Below are 20,351 nucleotides of genomic sequence, written 5' to 3' on the forward strand. Positions count from 1 at the left end.
CACGCCCTCCCGGTCGGTGGTGTGATCGTCCGAGAAACGACGGTCACCCGTCGCGTCCGGCACGTACTTCACACAGACAACGATCCTCAAGCTCATGAGCGGTTCTCCTGGTACGGGTGCACTGGTCGGATGCACTGGTCCACGGCCTCGGCCACGGCGAGGGTACTGAGTGCCAGAACGGCCCTTGACCGGATCTGGCCCGTCGACTCTCCGCGACAGCCTGCGAGGCTCTCCCGAGAGAATACGGCACTCAGTACCCCTCGTAAAGGAACTCAGTACCCTTCGCGGCCGTCCGGGGCTCCGGGACGTGGGACGGGCAGTGGGGACGGGGGCGCCGCAAGGTTTGTGCAAGACCGGCCAGGACCCGTCATGGAACCGTCATGGAATCCGCCAGACCACCCGGGCACACACCCGCCGGGGCCGCCGAGACCCGGGGCCCCGGTCCGGGATCAAGGAGGGGGAACGACATGACCTTGGTGCACGGGGAAGTCGACGAAGTCAACCACGGGGAACGGTCCGACGGGGCCGTCGCGATCAACGGGAGCGACAGGACCGGCGGGGGCGCGGCGCGCCCGGGACGTCCGTGGGCCACGCTCACCGACTGCAAGGAGGTGCTGGTCGTCGTCCACTCGATGGTCTACGGCCAGCGGCTGCAGGACATCTATCCGCTGCTCGCCGCGGACCTGCGGGTGCACGTCCAGTTCACGGTGGCGCCGCACGCGTTCAACGGGGGCGCGGCGGCCCACCTCCGGCGGCTCGGGGGCACGGTGCTGCCCTGGGCGGAGGCCGTCCGTCGGGAGTTCGACCTGGTGCTGGCCGCCGGTTCGCAGGGCCTGGAGCGGCTGCGCGGACCGCTGGTCCGGCTGCCGCACGGGGCCGGGCACATCAAGCTGTCCCCGGCGGGGGCCGGGGCCGGACGCACGGTGGCCGGGCTGGGACCCGAGTACGTCACCTGGCACGGTCGCCTGGTGCCCGCCGCCTACGCGCTCGCCCACGAGGACGAGCGCGCCGAACTCGGCCGCGGCTGCCCCGAGGCGCTGCCGATCACCGAGGTGGTCGGCGACGGCTGCTACGACCGGATCGCCGCCGCGCTCCCCGACCGCGCGCGCTACCGCGCCGCGCTCGGACTGCGGCCCGGCGAACGGCTGGTGCTGGTCTGCTCCACCTGGGGCAGCGGCTCGCTGTTCACCCGGCTCGACGCCGTCCTGCCGCGGCTGGCCGCCGAACTGCCCCGGCACGGCTACCGCACCGCGCTGCTGGTCCACCCCAACGTGGCCGCCGCGCACGGTCCGTGGGCGGTCCGGTCGTGGGCGACGGCCACCGCGCGCGGGGCGGTCACGGTGCTCGCGCCCGAGGAGGACTGGCGCCCGCTGCTGGTCGCCGCCGACTTCGTCATCGGCGACCACGGCTCGGTCACCCTCTACGGCACCATGACCCGCGCGCCGATCCTGCTCGCCGAGTACCCGCACCGGGACGTCAACCCGCGCTCGCCCGGGGCGCTGCTGGCCCGCACCGCCCCGGCGCTCAGCCCCTCCCACCCGCTCACCGCGCAGCTCGACTACGCCGCCGAGCAGTACCGGCGGGAGGAGTACGCGGCGATCGCGGCGCGGATCAGCTCCCAGCCGGGCCGCTTCGACCGGCGGATGCGGCGGCTGCTCTACCGCGTCCTCGGTCTGGGCGAACCCGCCCACCTTCCGGAGCCGCCCGCACTGCCGCTGCCCGCCCCGCTGTGGCCGGCGGGTGACAGGGTCGGGCGGGCCGGGTGGACCGGACACGCCGGGTGGGCCGACCGGGCCGGACGGGAGGACGGGTGACCGCGCTGCACACCGTGCGGCTCGCCCCGGCCGACGGCCCCGCGCCGTCGGCCGGGGCTCCCGGCACGCACTTCGAGGCCCGCATCCACTCCCCCGCCGGGGTCTGCCACGGACAGCTCGCCAGCCGGCTGCCGGCCGGCCGGTCCGGCGGGCCGCTGACCCGCGCGTTCGTCGACGAGCACCTGGCGCTCGACCTCGCCGACCCCGACGCCGCCCGCTGGCGCCACCACGCCGACGTGCTCCACCTCGGTGCCGCCGCCCCCGGACCGGCCCGCCTACGGCTCGCCGCCGTCCTGCGGGCCCACCCCGGCTGCGCGGTCGCCACCGCCGACGGCGAGGACGGCACGCTGCTCGTCCTCGCCCGGACGGGCGGACGCCTGGTGCTCCGGCCCCGACCGGGGAGCAGCGGCCCGCCCTCGGCCGCACAGCGGCTGGCCGTCGGCTCGCTCGCGCACACCTGGCTCGCCGCCGGCCGCACCCTCGCCGAGATCACCACCCTGACCGCCTCCGCCTACACCTCCCACCCCGCCTGCCCGGGCTGCCCCCTGGTCGGCTGAAGCGGTCCCGCCGTCCCGCCCCCCGGGGTGGGACGGCGGGACCGGCCGCCCATGGCCCCGGCGTGCGGGCCGGAGGAAGCGGCGCTTCGCCGGCGCCACGGCTGCCACCCGACAGCCCGTACGGAACCCCAGCCCCACACCGACCGGACCCGACAACCGGCCGCCGCCGTCCGATCGCCCGGCACCTCACCAGGTGCTGGCAGGGGCGACACCGAGCGAGCGGGCGGACATCACCCGACGGCCGTGGCGCGACGCCCCCGGCGACCGACCTCGACCGTGCCCTACGGCTCCCCCGGCGGGGTGCCGAGGGCGGCGAGGGCGGCGGTGAGGCGGGTGGCGTCGGGGGCGGAGAGGGCCTCGTAACGGGCGAGGGACTCGCCGTAGCGGGCGGCCGCTCCGGTGAGGTCGCCGCGCGCGCGGGCGAGGTCGCCGGTGAGTTCGAGGACCCGGGCCTCCCAGTGGCCGGCGCGTCCGGTGCGGAACTCGGCGAGCGCCTCCGCGTAGCACCGGTCGGCCTGGTCGTGGGCGCCGAGGGCCGCGTGGGCCTGACCGAGGAAGGCGAGCGCCCGGGCCGCCTCGTACGCGGCGGGGACAGCGACCAGGTCGCGGTGGGCGTCGGTGATGACGGGGACGGCCTCGGCGGGGCGGCCGTCCGCAAGCAGGACGTCGCCGAGCGCCAGCCGGGCGAGCGCGGTGCCGCGCGGGTCGCCCCCGGCTTCCCTCAGATCGGCCGTGCGGCGCAGGCACTCGGCCGCCTCGGCGAGGCGTCCCGCCGGGCGGTGGGTCTGACTCAGGCCGTAGAGGGCGTCGGCCTCGGCGAGCGGCCGACCGGTGGCGCGGGCCAGCTGGAGGGCCTCGGCGAACCAGGTGGCGGCCTCCTCCCCCTGGCCCGCGTTGCGCAGGCCGGTGCCGCCGGAGGTGAGCATCCGCAGCAGGCCCTCGTGGTCGCCGGCCTCGCGGGCGGCGGTGCGGCCGATCCGGTGGGCGTCGATCCACAGCCGGGCCGGGCGCAGTCGCAGGAACAGCGGCCACATGGCGTCGACCAGTTGCCAGGCGGTGGCGGCCCGGCCGGTGGCGGCGGCCCAGCGGACGGCGTCGGCGAGTCGGCCGGTCTCCGCGTCCAGCCAGTGGACGGCCGCCGGCTCGTCCTCGAACTCCCGGACACTGGGCACCGGTTGGGCCGCGTAGTCGCGGCGCAGGGTGCGGTGGCTGGGGCTCAGCAGCGCCTCGGCGGCGGTGGCGGTGGCGAGGTACCAGTCGAGGACGCGGTCGACGGCGGCCCGCCCCTCCGACTGCTCGCGCACCTCGTCGGCGCGCGCCCGGGCGTGCAGCTTCACCAGGTCGTGGAAGCGGAAGCCGTTCTCCATCTCCTCCAGTAGGTGGACGTCGATGAGTCCGCCGAGCAGCCGGTCGGCCTCGGCCGCTTCCAGGGCGCCGACCGCGCAGACCACGTCGAGGGTGAAGACGGGGAACGGCAGCAGGCCGAGCAGCCGGTAGAGCCGGACCGTGTCCGCCCCGAGCACCTCGAAGGACGCGTCCAGGGCGTGTCGCACGGCTTCCCCTTCGACGTCGAGCGCGGCGAGACCCTCGGACTCCTGGTGGAGCGCCTCGGCGGTGGCGGCGAGCGGCTGGACGGGGCGGGCGGCGATCCGGGCGGCGGCCAGGCAGACGGCGAGCGGCAGACGGCCGCAGCGCTCCACCACCTCGGTGGCGGCGTCCAGTTCGCGGTTCACCCGCTCGGCGCCGACCCGTTGGGCGAGCAGTTGCACCGAGGCGTCGTCGGACAGCACGTCGACCGGCCGGAACACGGCGCCGTCTATGCCGAGCCCGGTGAGCCGGCGGCGACTGGTGACCACGACCACGGCGTGCTCCGAGCCCGGCAGCAGCGGGCGGACCTGGGCGGCGGTGGAGGCGTTGTCGAGCAGCACGGCGATCCGGCGTTCGGCGGCGAGCGAGCGCCAGAGCGCGGCGCCCTCGGCGAGGCTGCGCGGCACGGGCGCGATGCCGAAGGCACGCAGGAAGCCGCCGAGCGTCTCGGCGGGGTCGGCGGGGCCGCCCGGGGCGTGACCGCGCAGGTCGGCGTAGAGCTGGCCGTCCGGGAAGCGGCCGGCGAGGCGGCGCAGCCACTGGGCGGCGAGGGCGGTCTTGCCCACCCCGGCCGGGCCGGTGACCACCACGGTGACGTCGGCCGCGCCGTCCGGGGCTTCCTCCAACTCGCGGTCGAGGGCGGCGAGATCGTCATCCCTGCCCACCAACCGTCTTGGTGTCGGGGGAAGTTGGCGCGGAACGGGCAGTGCGGGTGGGGCGGGGGGCGCGGCGGCCTGGCCGTAGACGGTGAGGTGATGGATCTCCCCGGCCTGGACGACCGAGCCGCCGACCCGGGTGTCGGAGACCGAGTTGCTTGTCCCGGGCCCCGGTTGGTGCGGTCCTTGAGTGCCGTCCCCCTCCCTCATCGGCCGCTCCCGCCGGGCCGCCGTTGCCGAACTCCCGGTACTCCGAACCGATCCGGCTCCACTGGTTCCCCCTACCCGTAGAACGATGGACAGAAGTGACGGGAGCGGCCGGTGTGATCGGTCAATCGGCCGCGCCCCCATATCACATGAGGCTCTTCCGGACTGAGTTATGTGTCAATAACGCCTTGCCGCACAGAAGGGTGCGGTATGGATGTCTCCCCCGGAATCGTGGGATGCTCCCTGCACGGCAAGCTGGTAGCCAACCGGCGGGGGGCGTCGCAATGGAGTTCCACCTTCTGGGTTCGGTTGAACTTTCGGTGAACGGCGAGTTGTCGGCAATACCCTCGGACCAGGGGCGACGGCTGCTGGCCGCCCTGGCACTGGACGTCGGCCGCCCGCTCAACCACGAGACGCTGGCCAACCGACTGTGGGACGAGGAGCCCCCGCCCAGCGCGGTGGCCAGCATCTACACCCTCGTCTCTCGCATGCGGAAACAGTTGCGAAAGGCCGTCGCCGACGAGGGTCTCGGCACGTCCCGCGACTCCCCGGACATCAAGGGCCGATCGCACACATATACGCTTCATGCCGATCGTCAATTGATCGACTATTGGCGCTTCGTCGACCTCTCCCGCCATGCCCGCCAACTCGCCGAGAACGGCGAGGACATCCAGGCCCGGACCGTCCTGGGCCGGGCGGAGGAAATCTGGCGCGGCGAACCGCTCGCGGGACTGCCCGGCAGCTGGGCCCAGTCCACCCGCGCCACGATGGCCGACCAGCGCCTCGCCACCACCCTGCTGCGGATCGAGATCGACCTCCGGCTCGGCCGCTTCGGCGAGACCGTCCCCGAACTCACCGCCCTGCGCGAGGAACGCCCCACCGACGAACGGGTCGCGGCCCACCTGCTGGTCGCCCTGCACGGCGCGGGCCGTCCGGCGGAGGCGCTCGCCGTCTACCCGATCATCGTCCGCCGGCTGCGCGCCGACCTCGGCACCGGGCCCGGCGAGGCCCTGACCCGGCTGCACGAGCGGGTGCTGGCCGGGGACCCGCTCACCGCGCCGGCCGGCCGCACGTCCGCCACCGTGCGCCCCTCCCCCGCCCCGCGCGCCGGCGCGACACCGCCCGCGTCCTCCGGGCGCCGCCTGATCGGCCGCCGGGACGACCTGCGGCGCCTGCTCGGGGGCTCCGAGGAGGCGGCCGAGCACGGCGGCGTGGTGACCGTCTCGGCGATCCTCGGCATGGCGGGGGTCGGCAAGACCACCCTCGCCCTGCACGCCGCCCACCTGATGCGCGGCCGCTTCCCCGAGGGGTACGTCCACCTCAACCTCGGCGCCCACACCGTGAATCAGAGCCCGCTCTCGCCCCAGGCGGTCGCCACCGCGCTGCTGCGCCGGCTCGGGGTGCCGGCCACCACCATCCCGCTCGACAACGAGGAACTGTTCGCCCTCTGCGCCGAGGTGCTCGCCACCCGGCGCGCGGTCGTCGTCCTCGACGACGCCGCCGCCGCGGCCCAGCTGCGGCCGCTGCTGCCGCCGGTGCCGGCCGCGCTGATCCTCGTCACGAGCCGCCGGCGGCTCGCCGAACTCCCGGGCTCCAGACCGGTCTTCCTGGACATCCTCTCGGTGGACGACGCGGTCGCGCTGTTCACCTCGGTGGTCGGGCGGGAACGCGCCGACGACCGGAGCCGGATCGTCGAGATCGTCGACCGCTGCGGACTGCTGCCGCTCGCCATCGAGATCGCCGCCAGCCGGTTCAAGGCCCGGCCGTCCTGGACCCTGGGGCACCTCGCGCTGCGGCTCTCCCGCAAGACCGGCCGGCTCGCCGAGATCCGGCACGACACGGAGAGCGTCGCCCGCGCCTTCGAGATGTCCTACCGGTCGCTGCCGGCCGATCAGCAGGAGGCCTTCCGGCTGCTCGGCGCCCACCCCGGACCGGACATCGGCCTGCACGCGGCGGCGGCACTGCTCGGCCGCCCGGTCGACGAGACGGACCACCTGCTGGAGGCTTTGCTGCACTGCCACCTCTTGCAGGAGAATTCACCCGAAAGGTATCAACTCCACGACCTGCTCCGGGAATACGCGCTCGCCCTGATGCGCGACGAAGGCGCCGAGGAAGAGGCCGACGCCGCACTGCGGCGACTGCTCGGATTCATGCTGCACGCGGCCGACCAGGCGGACCGGCTCCTGTATCCGCGCCGTTCACGTCTTCCACTCCCGACGTTCAGTCAATTACCGGGAATGGAAACGTTGTTGTACGATCTTGACCTGGATTCGCATGAGTCGGCACGGGACTGGCTGGACACCGAACAGGCCGCCCTGACCACCCTCGCCTCCCACGCCCGCGCCACCGGCCACCCCGAGGCCGCCGCCTGGCTGGCCCACGTCCTGGCCGGCCGCCTGGACGCCCAGGCCTACTGGAGCGAGGCCCACGACCTGCACCGGGCCGCCGCCGAGTACTGGCGTTCGGTGGCGAACGACCGCCGCGAGGCCCGCGCCCTGATCGACCTCGGCGCCACCCTCGCCAACGCCTCCCGCTACCCCGCCGCCTTCGAGTCCCTCGACCGCGCCCTCACCCTCGCCCGCACCGAACAGGACGCGGACGCCACGGCGGAGGCCCTGAGCCTGCTGGGAAGCCTGCTGTGGCACCAGAGCTCCCTGCCCGAGGCCCTGGCACACCAGGAGGAGGCACTGCGGATCCGAAGAGAGAGCGGCGACCTCTGGAACACCGCACGCTGCCTCGCCAACATCGGCACCGTGGAGAGCTCCCTGGGAAATCGGGAAAAAGCGCTGGCCGCCTATGAAGCGGCCCTGCCGCTGGCCGTACGATTCCGGGACCGGACGCTCGAATTCAGAATCCGGAACAATCTCGGGGATCTCCACCTGGGAATCAATGACCGCTCGGCCGCGCGCGCATATTTCGAACGCGTACTCAATATCGCGGACGATTCGACCCCGCCGTTCGACCTGGCCGTGGCGCGCGTGAACCTGGCGGCCTCCCTTCCCCCCGAGCAGTTCGACCGGGCCGTCACCCTGTACCGGTCGGCACTGGCGACGTTCCGCGCGACCGGGAGCATCCGGCACGAGGCGCATGCCCTGAACAGCCTGGCCGGCGCGCTCGTGACCACCGGCTGCGCGACCGAGGCACGCGACCAGTACGCGATAGCCAGGGAGTTGGCCCGATCGGTCGGAGCGGCCCGTGAGGAGACCACCGCCCTGCGCGGCCTCGCGGACTGCGAACTGACCCTCGGCGCTGCGGACCGGGCCGTCGCGCTGCTGAGCGAAGCGGTCGCACTCGCGGACCACATCAAGGCCGCCGACGAGGCCACACTGGCCCGCCGGGCGCTCGCCCGGGCCTGCTCCGTAAACGAAGGATCCAGTGCAAACTAGTATGTTTATCATTCCACCATCTACGAACTCAAGGCCGATTTGTTCCAGCGCATCCGAGCTGCTTAACTGCTCGCGCAAGAGATCGACTTAGCGACTACCGTAGGAATGCGTGGTTCGACTTGTTCAAGATGATCATCGCAGCTGCCCTTCCGCTCGTCCTCGCCGCCGGTTTCGACGGGACATCGATCGCGGGCATCGCCATCTGGTGCTGAAGGCCGGAACAGCGGCGCGGGGCCGGTGCGGTTCGCACCGGCCCCGCCGTCCTTGGTGGGGTCAGCTCGCGGTGAGGGGGACGGCGGCTTCGGGGGTGTGGAGGCGGGCCGTCAAGCTCTCCTGGAGGTACAGGGCGATGCTGTCGGGGGTGTGGGAGAGGTAGCCGACGCTGACGTCCTGGCCGAGGTGGAGTTCGAAGTCGCCGCCTCGGGTGGAGAGGAGGAGGGCGCCTTCGAGGGCGGGGGCCCAGATGAGTTCGCCGTCGAGGAGGCGGGCGATGTGACTGGCGACGGGGTAGCCGTGGTCCGAGGTCTCGTTGACGGCGGTGTAGGCGTCGGCGCCGAGGAGGAGGGCGTAGGGGCCGCCCACTCCGGCCAGCCGGAGGGTGGTGAGGGCCCTGCTCACGGCCTCCGGGTATTCGCGGACGTCGGCGGGGAGCGGGACGGCGGGGTTGGTGGCGGCCGTGCGGATGCCCTCGATGGCGGCGGCGGGGTAGCCGTCGAAGACGGCGCGGTCCTCGGTGAGGGCGAGGGTGCGGGCGGCCGCCTTGACCGGGCCCCAGTCGCTGTCCCGGGAGCCGCGTTCGACGTCGTCCACGGCGGAGCGGTCGACCGAGAAGGGCACCCGGAGTTCGACGAGCGGCCGCACCTCGCGGGCGTGGGCCTGGACGCCCGGGTTGGGCGGCTCGATCGCGGTGAGGTGGCCGGTGCTGACCGCGGCGAGGGTGGGGCCGTCGGGGCCGCTGAGGTCGACGACCCGGCGGCCCGCCAGGTGGAGCTTGAAGGTCTGCCGGGCCTCCTCCTCGATCTCCGCCCAGGCCGCGGCGGAGACGGGGGCGAGTTCGCGGTGCAGGTTGTTCATGGCGCGGGGATGCCTTTCAGGCTGCCGATGGCGAGGGAGCCGTCGGAGGAGGGGGCGGCGGCGGAGGCGGGAACGCGGGCGGTGGCGGCGGAGGCCACGGAGACGGCGGCCGGCGCGGGCGGCGGGTCGTCCAGGAAGTCGGCGGTCGGGACGTGGAACAGGGTTCCGGTGGCCGCCGCGGAGAAGTCGAGCAGGCGGTCGTGGGCGCCCGGGGGGCGGCCGACGAACATGTTCTCCAGCATCTCCTCGGTCACCGCCGGCGTGCGCGAGTAGCCGATGAAGTACGTCCCGAACTCCCCTCCCCCGCCGAACGAGCCGAACGCCATGTTGAAGCGCACGATCTGCCGCTGCTCGCCGTCCGGGCCGGTGACGGTGGTCAGCGCGACGTGCGAGTCGGCGGGTTTGACGTCGTCGGCGAGCTCGATGTCGGTGAGCTTGGTGCGGCCGACCGCGCGCTCCTGCGCCTCGACCGGGAGGCGGTTCCAGGCGTCCAGGTCGTGCAGGTACTTCTGGACGATCACATAGCTGCCGCCCGCGAACTCCGGATCCTCGTCGCCGATCAGGACGGCGGCCGCCGCCGCCCCGCCCTCCGGGTTCTCGGTGCCGTCGACGAAGCCCAGCAGGTCGCGGTCGTCGAAGTAGCGGAAGCCGTGGACGGAGTCGACCACGGTGGCGGCGCCGGCGAGGCGCCCGGTGAGCTGGCCGGCGAGTTCGAAGCAGAGGTCCATCCGGCCGGCACGGAGGTGGAACAGCAGGTCACCGGGGGTGGCCGGGGCACGGTGGCGGGCGCCGGAGACCTCCCGGAAAGGGTGCAGCTCGGCCGGGCGGGGGCCGTCGAAGAGCCGGTCCCAGGCATCCGAGCCGATGCCGGTGACACAGCTGAGACCGGCGTCGGGGGCGCGGAAGCCGACCGCGCGGCGCAGGCCCGCGAGGTCGGGCAGCAGGGACCGGACGGCGGGTTCGCCGCCGGGGTCGATGGTGAGGACGAGGAAGATCGCGGCGGTGGTGAGCGGGGTGAGGACGGGCTGCGGCATCGGCGGACTCCGGTCTCCGGGGTCTGATCATCCGTACGATTACACCCCAGAGCGGACATTTCGGCGCGGTCGGCGGGCCGAGGAGGGGAACGGGGCCGGCCCCTCACCGGAAGGCTCCGGTGAGGGGCTTGACGGGACGGGGAGGAGAGGACGAGGGGAAGGGAAGCCGCGCGGGGACAGGACGCGGTGGCGCGGACGATCAGGCCGGGGTGCGGTCGCGGCGCACGCCGAGCGCGGTGACGACGGCGCCGAGGGCGACCGCCGCGACCGGGACCACCAGGGCCACCCGGAAGGCGTCCAGCCCGGAGCGCCCGGCGCCGGTGGCGGCCAGGTGCACGGCGGTGACTGCGGAGAGGCCGAGCGCCGCGCCGAACTGGAAGGCGGTGTTGAGCAGCCCGCCGGCCAGCCCCTGCTCCTCCTTGGCGACGCCGTCGGTGGCGGCGATGGTCAGCGGCCCGTAGGCGAGGGCGAAGGCCAGACCGGCGAGGATCATGGTCGGGAACATCATCGGGTAGCTCCAGTGCGGGCCGACCGGCAGGAACAGCGCGTAGGACACCGTCGCCAGGCAGAAGCCGCCGAGGATCACCCGGACGAGGCCGAACCGTTCCACCAGCCGGGGCGTGAGGGTCGGCGCGAGCACCGCGTCCACCCCGACGGCGAGCAGCGCCAGGCCGGTCTGCAGCGGGGTCCAGCCGCGCAGGTCCTGCAGGTAGAGGGTGACGGTGAACTGGAAGCCGAAGAAGGAGCCGGCGAACAGCAGCGCGCCGAGGTTGGCACGCAGCAGCGGGCCGGAACGCAGCAGGCCGAGGCGGACCAGCGGGGCGGCGGAGCGCCGCTCGACGGCGGCGAAGGCGGCCAGCAGCGCCAGGCCGCCGGCCAGTTCGGCGAGCGTCCAACCTGCGGCGCCCGGTTCCCCGATCCGCACCACCGTGTGGACCAGCAGCAGCGCGGCCCCGGTGACGGTGGCCGCGCCGGCCAGGTCGAAGCGCTCGCCGGGGCGGCGGGCGGGCACCTGGTCGCGCGGGAGCAGCGGCAGGGCGGTGAGCAGCAGGGCGCCGGCGAGCAGGACCGGGGCGAAGAAGACCCAGCGCCAGCTGATCGTGGCGAGCAGGCCGCCGGCGACCAGGCCGAGCGAGAAGCCGGCGGCGGCGGTGCCCGCGTAGAGCAGCAGGGCGCGGTTGCGGCGGGGACCCTCGGCGAAGGCGGTGGTGATGATCGCCAGACCGGCGGGGGTCATGAAGGCGGCCGCGAGGCCGGTGGCGAAGCGGGCCAGGATGAGCACCCAGGGGGCGCCGGCGAGGCCGCCGAGACCGGAGAAGAGGACGAAGACGGTGAGCCAGAACAGGAACATCCGGCGTCGTCCGAGCAGGTCGGCGGTGCGGCCGCCGAGCAGCATGAAGCCGCCGTAGCCGAGCACGTAGGCGCTCAGCACCCAGCTGAGCGAGCCGGTGTCCATGCCGAGGTCGGCGCGGATCGAGGGGAGCGCGACATTGAGCATGGCGACGTCGATGCCCTCCAGGAAGATCGCGCCGCACAGGACGAGGAGGACGGCGGTCTCCCGGCCGGTGAGGCGCGCGGAGGCCTGCGGGGGCGAGGACGGCGAGGGCGACGGGGGCGGGGCGGCGGAAGTGCGGGCGGGCGTGCCGGTTTCGGGCACGGCTGAGGACGCGGACACGGAGGTCTCCTGGGAGTGCGCGGGGAGGCGGGGACACCGGACGGGGCGGTTCCCCTTCGGCCGGTCTGTTCCCTCTTGTAACCACCGGCCATCCTGAGGCAGCATCAGGAGCTGTGGAAGAAGGCACTTTGAAGTCACCGACGCACTGCGCGGATACCGGCGGCGACTACGACGTGTTCCAGTGGGACACCAGGGAGGACTGCGAGGTGCGGCAGATCCTCGACCGGATCGCCGACAAGTGGTCGCTGCTGGTGATCGCGCTGCTGGACCGCGGCTCGCTGCGCTTCACCGAGCTGCGGCGCGAGATCGACGGGGTCAGCCAGCGGATGCTGACCGTCACGCTGCGGCAGCTGGAGCGGGACGGCCTGGTCGAGCGCACGGTGCACCCGGTGGTGCCGCCGCGGGTGGACTACGCGCTGACGCCGCTGGGGCGGACGCTGCACGAGACCGTCCGCTCGCTGATCGCCTGGACCGAGACGCACCAGCACGAGATCGCGGCGGCCCGCGCCTCGTACGACGCCCGGGTGAGCTGAACCCACGGCGACGCCCAGCGGCGACGCGCACGACGACGCACGACGACGCACGACGACGCGGGGCGGGCCCGGTCTCCCGGGCCCGCCCCTCGTCATGCATCCACCGCCGCCGTCAGACCCGCAGGGCCGCCAGCTGCTCGGCGAACGGCACCACGGTCTCCCCCGGCTCCCCGCCGTCCGCCGCCGGCCCGCTGGGGGCGCGGCCGGCGAGCAGCCCGGCGAGTTCGCCGGCGGCCCGCTCGATCCGGCCCGGGAGCCCGTCGGTGAGCCGGTCGCCCGTGCTGCCCCAGTCGTCGGTGGCCGCGTAGACCGAGGTCGGGACGACCACCGAGCGCAGGTAGCTGAAGAGCGGCCGGACGGCGTGCTCCAGCGCCAGCGAGTGCCGGGGCGTGCCTCCGGTGGCCGCGATCAGCACCGGCTTGCCGGTGAGCGCGTCGGGGTCGAGCACGTCGAAGAACGACTTGAACAGCCCGCTGTAGGACGCCGCGAAGATCGGCGTCACGGTGATCAGCCCGTCGGCCCGGGTGACCGCCTCGATCGCCTCGCGCAGCGCGGGGCCGGGGAAGCCGGTGACGAAGTTGTTCGCGATCTCCGTCGCGAGGTCGCGCAGTTCGACCACCGTGACGTCCGCCTCCCGCCCGTCGAGGGCGAGCCGGCGCACCGTCGACTCGGTCAGCCGGTCCGCGAGCAGGCGCGTCGAGGACGGCTTGCTCAGTCCGGCGCTGATCACCACCAGCCGGTACGCGGTCACTTGGTCGCCTCCGTGTTCTCCTCGGTGTTCTGCTCCTGCTCCCGGCGGACGCGGTCGGCCGCGACCAGCGAGGCGTGGGTCGGCGCGTCCGGGACCTCGGCCGGGCGGCCCTTGGCGAACTCCTCGCGCAGCACCGGCACGACCTCCTCGCCGAGCAGGTCCAGCTGCTCCAGCACGGTCTTCAGCGGCAGGCCGGCGTGGTCCATCAGGAACAGCTGGCGCTGGTAGTCGCCGAAGGTCTCGCGGAAGGTCAGGGTCTTCTCGATGACCTCCTGCGGGCTGCCGACGGTGAGCGGGGTCTCCGCGGTGAACTCCTCCAGCGACGGCCCGTGTCCGTACACCGGCGCGTTGTCGAAGTAGGGGCGGAACTCGCGCACCGCGTCCTGCGAGTTCCTGCGCATGAACACCTGGCCGCCGAGGCCGACGATGGCCTGCTCGGGGGTGCCGTGCCCGTAGTGGGCGTAGCGCTCGCGGTAGAGGTTGATCAGCTTCTTGAAGTGCTCCTTGGGCCAGAAGATGTTGTTAGCGAAGAAGCCGTCACCGTAGTAGGCGGCCTGCTCGGCGATCTCCGGGCTGCGGATCGAGCCGTGCCAGACGAACGGCGGGATGCCGTCGAGCGGGCGCGGGGTGGCGGTGAAGGACTGCAGCGGGGTGCGGAAGCGGCCCGACCAGTCCACCACGTCCTCGCGCCACAGCTGGTGCAGCAGCGCGTAGTTCTCGATCGCGAGCGGGATGCCCTGGCGGATGTCCTTGCCGAACCACGGGTAGACCGGACCGGTGTTGCCGCGGCCCATCATGAGGTCCACCCGGCCCTCGGCGAGGTGCTGGAGCACCGCGTAGTCCTCGGCGATCTTCACCGGGTCGTTGGTGGTGATCAGCGTGGTCGAGGTGGAGAGGATGATGCGCTCGGTCTGCGCGGCGATGTAGCCGAGCAGGGTGGTCGGCGAGGACGGCACGAACGGCGGGTTGTGGTGCTCGCCGGTCGCGAAGACGTCCAGGCCGACCTCCTCCGCCTTGCGGGCGATGGCCACCGTGGCCTTGATCCGCTCGTGCTCGGTCGGGGTGCGGCCGGTCGTCGGGTCGGGGGTGACATCGCCGACGGTGAAGATTCCGAACTGCATGTTGCTCACCACACTCCAGGTTGAATCCCGCAGGTGAAACCTGGTTCAGGATCCGATCGTCAAAGTTTCAACCACTTTAGCATCCGCCACCCGGGTGTTATTCCCCTCCGCGCCCGGCCCCTGTTCCGAGGCCGCACTGTGCCCGGAACCGCCGGAACCGCGCGACGGGCGCGCAGCGCGTCCGGGAGCAGGGTCAGCAGGCCGGCGACGGCCAGCGCCACCCCCAGCCAGAGGGCGGCGCGCAGGCCCCGGGCGTCGATGGCGAGCCCGCCGAGCAGGGAACTGAGGAGGACGCCCAGCGTGATGAAGGAGTTGTGGAGGGTGTTCACCAGCGGACGGGCGTTGCCGATCCGCTGGACCCGCGAGGCCATCGCCGGGTTCATGGTGACGCCGACCAGGCCGACGCCGAGCAGCAGGCCGACCGCCGGCACCCGGAGCTGGGCGAAGAGCGCGAGACCGGCCAGGAAGGCCGTGTTCAGCGCCAGACCGACGGCGAGCACCGGCAGCGCGTACCGGTCGGCGAGCCGGCCGACCACGGTGTTGCCGACCACGGTCGCCGCACCGTAGGCGACGAGCAGCAGCGGAACGGAGCCGGCCGAGAAGCCGGTGATCTCGGTCAGGACCGGGTTGACGTAGCTGAACAGCGAGAAGGTGGCGCCGATGATCAGGGTGCTGGTGACGAACGCCAGCCAGAGCCGCCCGTTGCGCAGCACGCCGAACTCCGCGCGCAGCGAGCCACCGCCCTCGGCGTGGTCGGCGTCCGGCACCCCGGCCAGGGTGGCCAGCGCGACCGCCACGGTGAGCACGGCCACCGCCCAGAACGCCGCCCGCCAGCCGAGGTGCTCCCCGACGACGGTGGCCAGCGGCAGGCCGAGCAGGGTGCCGAGCATCAGGCCGTTCATCAGCACGGCGATCGAGCGGCCGCGCAGCTCGGGGCGGGCGAGCTGGGCGCAGAGCGAGATCGAGATGCCGAAGAAGGCCTGCGCGGCGATCCCGCTGACCACCCGGGCGGCCAGCATCACCGGATAGCCGGAGGCGGTCGCGGCGAGCAGGTTGCCGACCAGGAAGATCGCGAACAGCAGCGTCAGCGCCCGCTTCTGGCGCATGCGCAGGAGCGAGACGGTGAGGAAGGGGCCGCCGAGGCACATCGCGGCGGAAAAAGCGGTGATCAGGTAGCCGATCTGCGGGACCGTCGCGTCGAGGCCCTCCGCCAGCTGCGGCATCAGCCCGGCGACGGCGAACTCACTGGTCACCATCGCGAAGATGCCGAGGGCGAGGACGTACACGGCAGGTGGCATGGAAGTGCTCCCCCGGTAGTTTTGGATTGATCGGTTCAAAATTCGGGCAGGCGAAGGCAGGAGGGCGGACGAGGGAACGGACGGGCGGCGGGGCGAGCGGCTCGCGGCTCAGGGCGTGAGCGCGTCCATCGCGGTGGCCGCGACGGCCTCGACGGCGGCCCGGTCGGCCCCGCCCTTGGCGGCGACCCGCATCCCGGCGATCATCGCGTTCACGAACCGGGCCAGCTCGCCCGCCCCGCGGCGCCCGGCGATCTCACCGGCACGCTGCCCGGCGCCGATCGCGGCCTCCAGTGCGGCGAGCCGCACCTCCTGGTCCCGGGCCAGCGCTGCGGCCGCCTCCGGGTCGCGCCCGGCCAGCTCGACGACGGTGTTCACGGTCAGGCAGCCGACGCTGCGCCCGTCCGGGCGGTACGCGAACTCCCCGTCGACGACCCGGGCGAGCAGCAGCCGGATCCGCTCCAGCGGGGGCCGTTCCACGTCCTCCAGCAACGCGACCTGCGGGACGGTCATCAGCTCGTTGTAGCGGTCCAGCGACCTCCTGAAGAGGTCGCGCTTGCTGCTGAACGTGTTGTAGATGCTGCTCCGCCCGAGGCCGGTCGCCTCGCAGAGGTCCTGGGTGGAGGTGGCCTCGTAGCCGTTCGCCCAGAACGCCCGCATCGCCGCGTCCAGCGCCCGGTCCTCGTCGAAGGTGCGCGGTCTCGCCATGGCAGCACCGTAGCTGTTTTGGATCGCTCGGTGCAATACCGCGCCGCCCCCGCTCCCGCCCCGCTCCCCCGGCCGGCACGGCGGCGGCGCGGGACAATGGGAGGAGCCGGAAGCGGCCGGCCGGAGCACCCGAAGGGCGGCGAACCGATGGCGGCGTACATCGCGGTGAGCGCGCTGAGCCACGAGGGGCTGGTGCGCGAGCAGAACGAGGACAGCCTCACCGTCGGGCCGTGGACGCTCTGCGCGACCGTCACCAGCAACCCGCAGACCCTGCTCTTCCCGCTCGGCCCGCCCTGCGTGGTCGCGGTCGCCGACGGGCTCGGCGGTCACCCCGGCGGCGAGATCGCCAGCGCCCTGGTCGCCCGGCGGCTGGCCGCGAGCGGACCGGCGCTCGACGGCGAGGAGAGCGTCCGCGAAGCCCTCCAGGACTGCAACCAGGACGTGTACGCGGCGGCCGGCGGGGATCCCGGGCTGGCCGCGATGGGCACCACGGTGGCGGGCCTGGTGCTGCTGGAGGAGCGGGCCGTGGTCTTCAACGTCGGCGACAGCCGCGTCTACCGCATCGGCGGGGGCGGCGGTGAGGACGACGGCGAGGACGCGCTGCGCCGGGTCAGCGTGGACGACAGCCCGCCGCTGCCGCCCGGACGGCGCACCACCTCGGTGGTCACCCAGACCCTCGGCGGCTCGCTCGGGCTGACCTTCGTCGAGCCGCACGTCCGCAGCGCGCCGCTGGCCGTCGGCGACCGGTACCTGGTGTGCAGCGACGGGCTGACCGACCCGGTGCCGGACGAGGAGCTCTCGGCGCTGCTCGCCCGCCCGCCGGAGGAGGGCGAACGGGCCGACGGGCGGGCGGCGTTCGAGCTCTGGAAGGCCGCGATCGAGGCCGGCGGGCCGGACAACATCACGCTCGCGCTGGTGCGGATCGCGGCGTAGCCGTGGCGACGCGGGAGGGCCCCGGCGGTTCGCCGCCGGGGCCCTCGTTCAGTGCTGGTCGGTCAACTCCTCGGTCAGTACTCAGCCTTGACGGTCGCGCCGGAGAAGCCCTGCTGGGCGTAGAGGCTCAGGAAGACGTAGCCGGCCGGCGGGTTGGTGATGGTCAGGGTCTCGCTGTTGTCGGCGTTGGTGGACTTGGCCGTGTAGGCGTTGGTGTACGCCCAGCCGCCGCCGTTGTAGTAGAGGTCGGCGTTGCCGGTGCCGCCCGCGCTGGTGAGCTTGAGCTGCGTCACCCCGGCCGGCAGGAACAGGTAGAAGTGCGCGTAGTTGCCGGTGGTCGCCGCCACACTGGTCCGCCCGCAGTTGCGGTCCAGCTGACGGGTGTCGGTGCCGGTGCACTCGCCCCCGGAGCCGGATCCGACGGTGACGTCCTGGCGGGTGCTCGCGGTGGCGCCCTTGTCGTCGGTCACCGTGAGCGTGACGGTGAAGGTGCCGGCCTTGGCGTACGTCTTGGCCGGGTTGGCCGCGGTGTCGGTGGTGCCGTCACCGAAGTCCCAGGCGCGGGAGGCGATCGTGCCGTCCGGGTCGGTCGAGCGGTCGGTGAAGTTCACCGACTGGCCGGAGACCGCGGTGGTGAAGGCGGCGGTCGGCGGCTGGTTGCCGGGCGGGTTGGTGCTGCCGCCGCAGGCGCCGCCGGCGCAGGCGGTCAGCCAGCTGTCGAAGTCCGCGTCGTAGCGGGTGCCGATGGTGGTCTTGAGGATGGTGCGGGCGCCGTCCCAGTCGCCGACGCGGTACTTGGCGAGCACCGCGTCCAGGTCGGAGCGGTGCTGCTCCAGCATGTAGCGGACAGCCAGGTAGCCCCAGCGGTAGACGCGGTCCTGGTCGCCGTACACGGTGTCGAAGAGGTCGGAGAGCCGGTAGGTGTGGCGGCCGGCGGCGGCGATCGCACCGTCGTTGGTCGCCTTGCGGTACCCGTACGAGACGTACTCGGCGAAGCCCTCGACCCACCAGACGGTCGGGGTGGTCATGCCGGCGTCGAAGTCGCCGTACATGTCGAACCGGCCGTCGAGGTAGTGGGTGTACTCGTGGTTGAGGTTCCAGATCTGGAAGTCCGGGCGGGCCCAGTCGGCCTCGTAGGCCAGGAAGCGCGGCTGGTTGCCGGCCTCGTTCGGCTTGCCCTCCAGGTACATGCCGCCGTTGTTGGTGTCGATCTTGTAGATGCCGGCCGCGAACACGGCGTAGTCGAAGCGCGAGTGGAAGACCACGACCTCGATGGTGGTGTTGCGGTCGTCCGCGACCGGGCCGTTGTCCTTGGCCACGGAGTGGAAGTAGGCGTCCTGTCCGGTGAGGCTGGAGCAGGTGGTGGCGAGCTGGCCGGAGTCCAGCGCCTGGGCGAGGATCCGGATGCTCGGGCTGCAGGTGGAGTCGACCGTCAGGACGGCCGACTTGAGTCGGGCCGGGGCGTCGCAGGTGCCGTAGGAGGAGCAGTTCCCGGTGTCGTAGGCGTCGGTCATCTCGGCGACGGCGGCCCACTCGTAGGAGGTGCGGCCGCTCGGCGAGGACTGGTCGGCCAGGCCCTTCAGCAGCGGGCGGACCTTGGGCTGCAGCGCGGCGTACTGCACGAAGCGGCCCAGCTCGCGGGTCGCGTTGTAGACCAGGAAGGTGTAGTCGCCGCCGAGCAGCGCGCTGTTGGCGGTGGCGAAGGTGTAGAGCGCGTCGAGCACGCTCGGATCGGCCTGCACCGCCTCGACGAAGCCCTTCGTCTGGTGGCCGCGCCACAGCACGGTGAACACGCTGTTGAGCGCGTTGCCCATGTTCACCGGGTTGTGGGTGGCGGCGTCGTACGCGCCCAACAGGCGCTTGACCACCGGCAGGTAGCGGACGTTCTCCTGCGCGCTGTCGATCAGGGTGATCGCCTCCCCGAGCGTGCCCGCGTTGGCGGCGGAGACGTCACGGGAGTGCGCGCTGTTGAAGAAGGAGTCCAGCGCGCCGCGGATCGAGGTCTGCAGGGCGGTGCCGTAGGTGCCCACGTCGGAGGCGTGGTACCACTGCACGTAGTAGCCGGCCCGCAGGAACAGCACCAGCTGGGCGGTGGAAGTGGAGTTGTCACCCGGGTAGTTGGCGGCGTTGTCGCGCAGGGCGTCCGCCACCGTGACCATCTGGGACTCGCGGAACGTCGCGCTCGCGTCCCCACCGGTCAGCAGGAACAGGTCGTTGACGCAGCCGAGGTCGGCCGACGTGACCGCCTGTACCAGGGCGGCGCCGGTGCGGCTGAAGTCCGGGATGTTGCAGGCCTGTTCGCCGAGAGCCATGGGGGCGCTCTCGCCGAAGGACTTGGCCAGCTCGGCCTTCCGCTGGGCCTTCTGTTCCGGCTTCGACAGGGTCTTGGTGCGGGCCGGGTCCGCGGTGGAGAAGGGGGCGCGGTCGCGGGCCGCCGCCGGCTTCTCCGCGCCGGGGGTGTCCGGCGCGCCTCCGATCGCGGGCTGCGGGGCCAGACCGGCGGGTCCGGCCGAGGTGGCGGGCGAGCCGGCGCCGGGCTTCACCGAGACCGGGACGGGGGCGGCCTGGGCGCGCGGGGCGAACAGTCCGACCGCCACGAACATCGCGACGACGAGCGTCAACAGCCTTGCGACATGCGGGTGTTGGTACAAAGGGCGTGCGGTTCTCACGTGGGGGCCTCCGGGCCTTCGTCGGCCGCGTGGGGGCGCGGCCGGGTGGGGTGGTGAGGACCGTTGCAGGGGCACCGTTGGGGCGATGCCCTCGAACATCGGTGGGGGTGTGACATGTACAATTGCACGCATCACATGGCCTAGGAAGGCCCAGAACCGACAACTGTCGCTTCCCCACAGGAACTTCACCGAACAGCCGCAGAACGGCAGAGGGCGACCACACAATGGCAAAGGCCGCCGGTCGGTCGACCGGCGGCCCTCGCGGACAGCGACTGATGCCTCCTTGACCCGCGCGTTGCGGCAGGTCGGTCACGGCGCGTCAGTTGTGGTGCGTCAGTGGCAGCACGCGGT

Annotated in this window: 14 protein-coding genes and 1 pseudogene; 5 read left to right on the top strand and 10 right to left on the bottom strand. The window is 73.1% G+C overall.

The features are described 5' to 3' along the window. A pseudogene (locus tag ACFVVU_RS03930) lies at positions 1–96 on the bottom strand (electron transfer flavoprotein subunit beta); the annotation flags it as partial. 371 nt (positions 97–467) lie between these two features. Here ACFVVU_RS03930 and ACFVVU_RS03935 point away from each other — a divergent pair. Beyond that, entirely contained in the window at positions 468–1,814 is a 1,347-nt protein-coding gene (locus tag ACFVVU_RS03935) for a hypothetical protein (protein WP_387788299.1), read from the top strand. Beyond that, positions 1,811–2,371: a hypothetical protein gene (locus ACFVVU_RS03940; RefSeq protein ID WP_387788300.1), complete on the top strand. Its 561-nt coding sequence runs from the start codon at positions 1,811–1,813 to the stop codon at positions 2,369–2,371. Before ACFVVU_RS03935 ends, ACFVVU_RS03940 begins: the two co-directional genes overlap by 4 nt. Before the next feature lie 281 nt (positions 2,372–2,652). Here ACFVVU_RS03940 and ACFVVU_RS03945 read toward each other — a convergent pair whose 3' ends face one another. Beyond that, positions 2,653–4,623, bottom strand: coding sequence for an ATP-binding protein (locus tag ACFVVU_RS03945; protein WP_387788301.1), 1,971 nt, complete (start codon positions 4,621–4,623; stop codon positions 2,653–2,655). A gap of 530 nt (positions 4,624–5,153) precedes the next feature. Here ACFVVU_RS03945 and ACFVVU_RS03950 point away from each other — a divergent pair. Next, positions 5,154–8,207 (top strand): BTAD domain-containing putative transcriptional regulator, encoded by a 3,054-nt coding sequence (locus ACFVVU_RS03950; RefSeq protein WP_387788302.1) that lies wholly within the window; start codon positions 5,154–5,156, stop codon positions 8,205–8,207. A 273-nt stretch (positions 8,208–8,480) separates the two neighbouring features. On the opposite strand, the gene ACFVVU_RS03955 is transcribed toward ACFVVU_RS03950, so the two are convergent. The 3 genes from ACFVVU_RS03955 to ACFVVU_RS03965 form a co-directional block, all read right to left on the bottom strand. Continuing rightward, positions 8,481–9,281 (bottom strand): family 1 encapsulin nanocompartment shell protein, encoded by an 801-nt coding sequence (locus ACFVVU_RS03955; RefSeq protein ID WP_387788303.1) that lies wholly within the window; start codon positions 9,279–9,281, stop codon positions 8,481–8,483. Beyond that, positions 9,278–10,315, bottom strand: a complete 1,038-nt coding sequence (locus ACFVVU_RS03960; protein WP_387788304.1) for a Dyp-type peroxidase — start codon at positions 10,313–10,315, stop codon at positions 9,278–9,280. The genes ACFVVU_RS03955 and ACFVVU_RS03960 overlap by 4 nt, the downstream gene beginning before the upstream one ends. 199 nt (positions 10,316–10,514) lie before the next feature. Continuing rightward, on the bottom strand, positions 10,515–11,990 hold the full coding sequence (locus tag ACFVVU_RS03965) for an MFS transporter (RefSeq protein ID WP_387788305.1): 1,476 nt from the start codon (positions 11,988–11,990) through the stop codon (positions 10,515–10,517). Between the two features lie 113 nt (positions 11,991–12,103). Between ACFVVU_RS03965 and ACFVVU_RS03970 the strand changes: the two genes are divergently transcribed. After that, positions 12,104–12,523, top strand: coding sequence for a winged helix-turn-helix transcriptional regulator (locus ACFVVU_RS03970; protein WP_380689060.1), 420 nt, complete (start codon positions 12,104–12,106; stop codon positions 12,521–12,523). A 112-nt stretch (positions 12,524–12,635) separates the two neighbouring features. Here ACFVVU_RS03970 and ACFVVU_RS03975 read toward each other — a convergent pair whose 3' ends face one another. From ACFVVU_RS03975 to ACFVVU_RS03990, 4 genes are all read right to left on the bottom strand, one after another. Further along, positions 12,636–13,274: an FMN reductase gene (locus ACFVVU_RS03975; protein ID WP_387788306.1), complete on the bottom strand. Its 639-nt coding sequence runs from the start codon at positions 13,272–13,274 to the stop codon at positions 12,636–12,638. Next, positions 13,271–14,395, bottom strand: a complete 1,125-nt coding sequence (locus ACFVVU_RS03980) for an LLM class flavin-dependent oxidoreductase (protein ID WP_380686889.1) — start codon at positions 14,393–14,395, stop codon at positions 13,271–13,273. The genes ACFVVU_RS03975 and ACFVVU_RS03980 overlap by 4 nt, the downstream gene beginning before the upstream one ends. Before the next feature lie 59 nt (positions 14,396–14,454). Beyond that, positions 14,455–15,693, bottom strand: a complete 1,239-nt coding sequence (locus ACFVVU_RS03985) for an MFS transporter (RefSeq protein WP_387788307.1) — start codon at positions 15,691–15,693, stop codon at positions 14,455–14,457. A 108-nt stretch (positions 15,694–15,801) separates the two neighbouring features. Further along, positions 15,802–16,398, bottom strand: coding sequence for a TetR/AcrR family transcriptional regulator (locus ACFVVU_RS03990; RefSeq protein ID WP_387788308.1), 597 nt, complete (start codon positions 16,396–16,398; stop codon positions 15,802–15,804). A 147-nt stretch (positions 16,399–16,545) separates the two neighbouring features. Here ACFVVU_RS03990 and ACFVVU_RS03995 point away from each other — a divergent pair, with 147 nt between their 5' ends. Beyond that, positions 16,546–17,331 (top strand): PP2C family protein-serine/threonine phosphatase, encoded by a 786-nt coding sequence (locus ACFVVU_RS03995; RefSeq protein ID WP_380686883.1) that lies wholly within the window; start codon positions 16,546–16,548, stop codon positions 17,329–17,331. A 74-nt stretch (positions 17,332–17,405) separates the two neighbouring features. Here ACFVVU_RS03995 and ACFVVU_RS04000 read toward each other — a convergent pair whose 3' ends face one another. Further along, entirely contained in the window at positions 17,406–19,934 is a 2,529-nt protein-coding gene (locus tag ACFVVU_RS04000; RefSeq protein WP_387788501.1) for a collagenase, read from the bottom strand. Positions 19,935–20,351 lie beyond the last annotated feature (417 nt).

Source organism: Kitasatospora sp. NPDC057965 (assembly GCF_042887135.1).
GTDB lineage: Bacteria > Actinomycetota > Actinomycetes > Streptomycetales > Streptomycetaceae > Kitasatospora.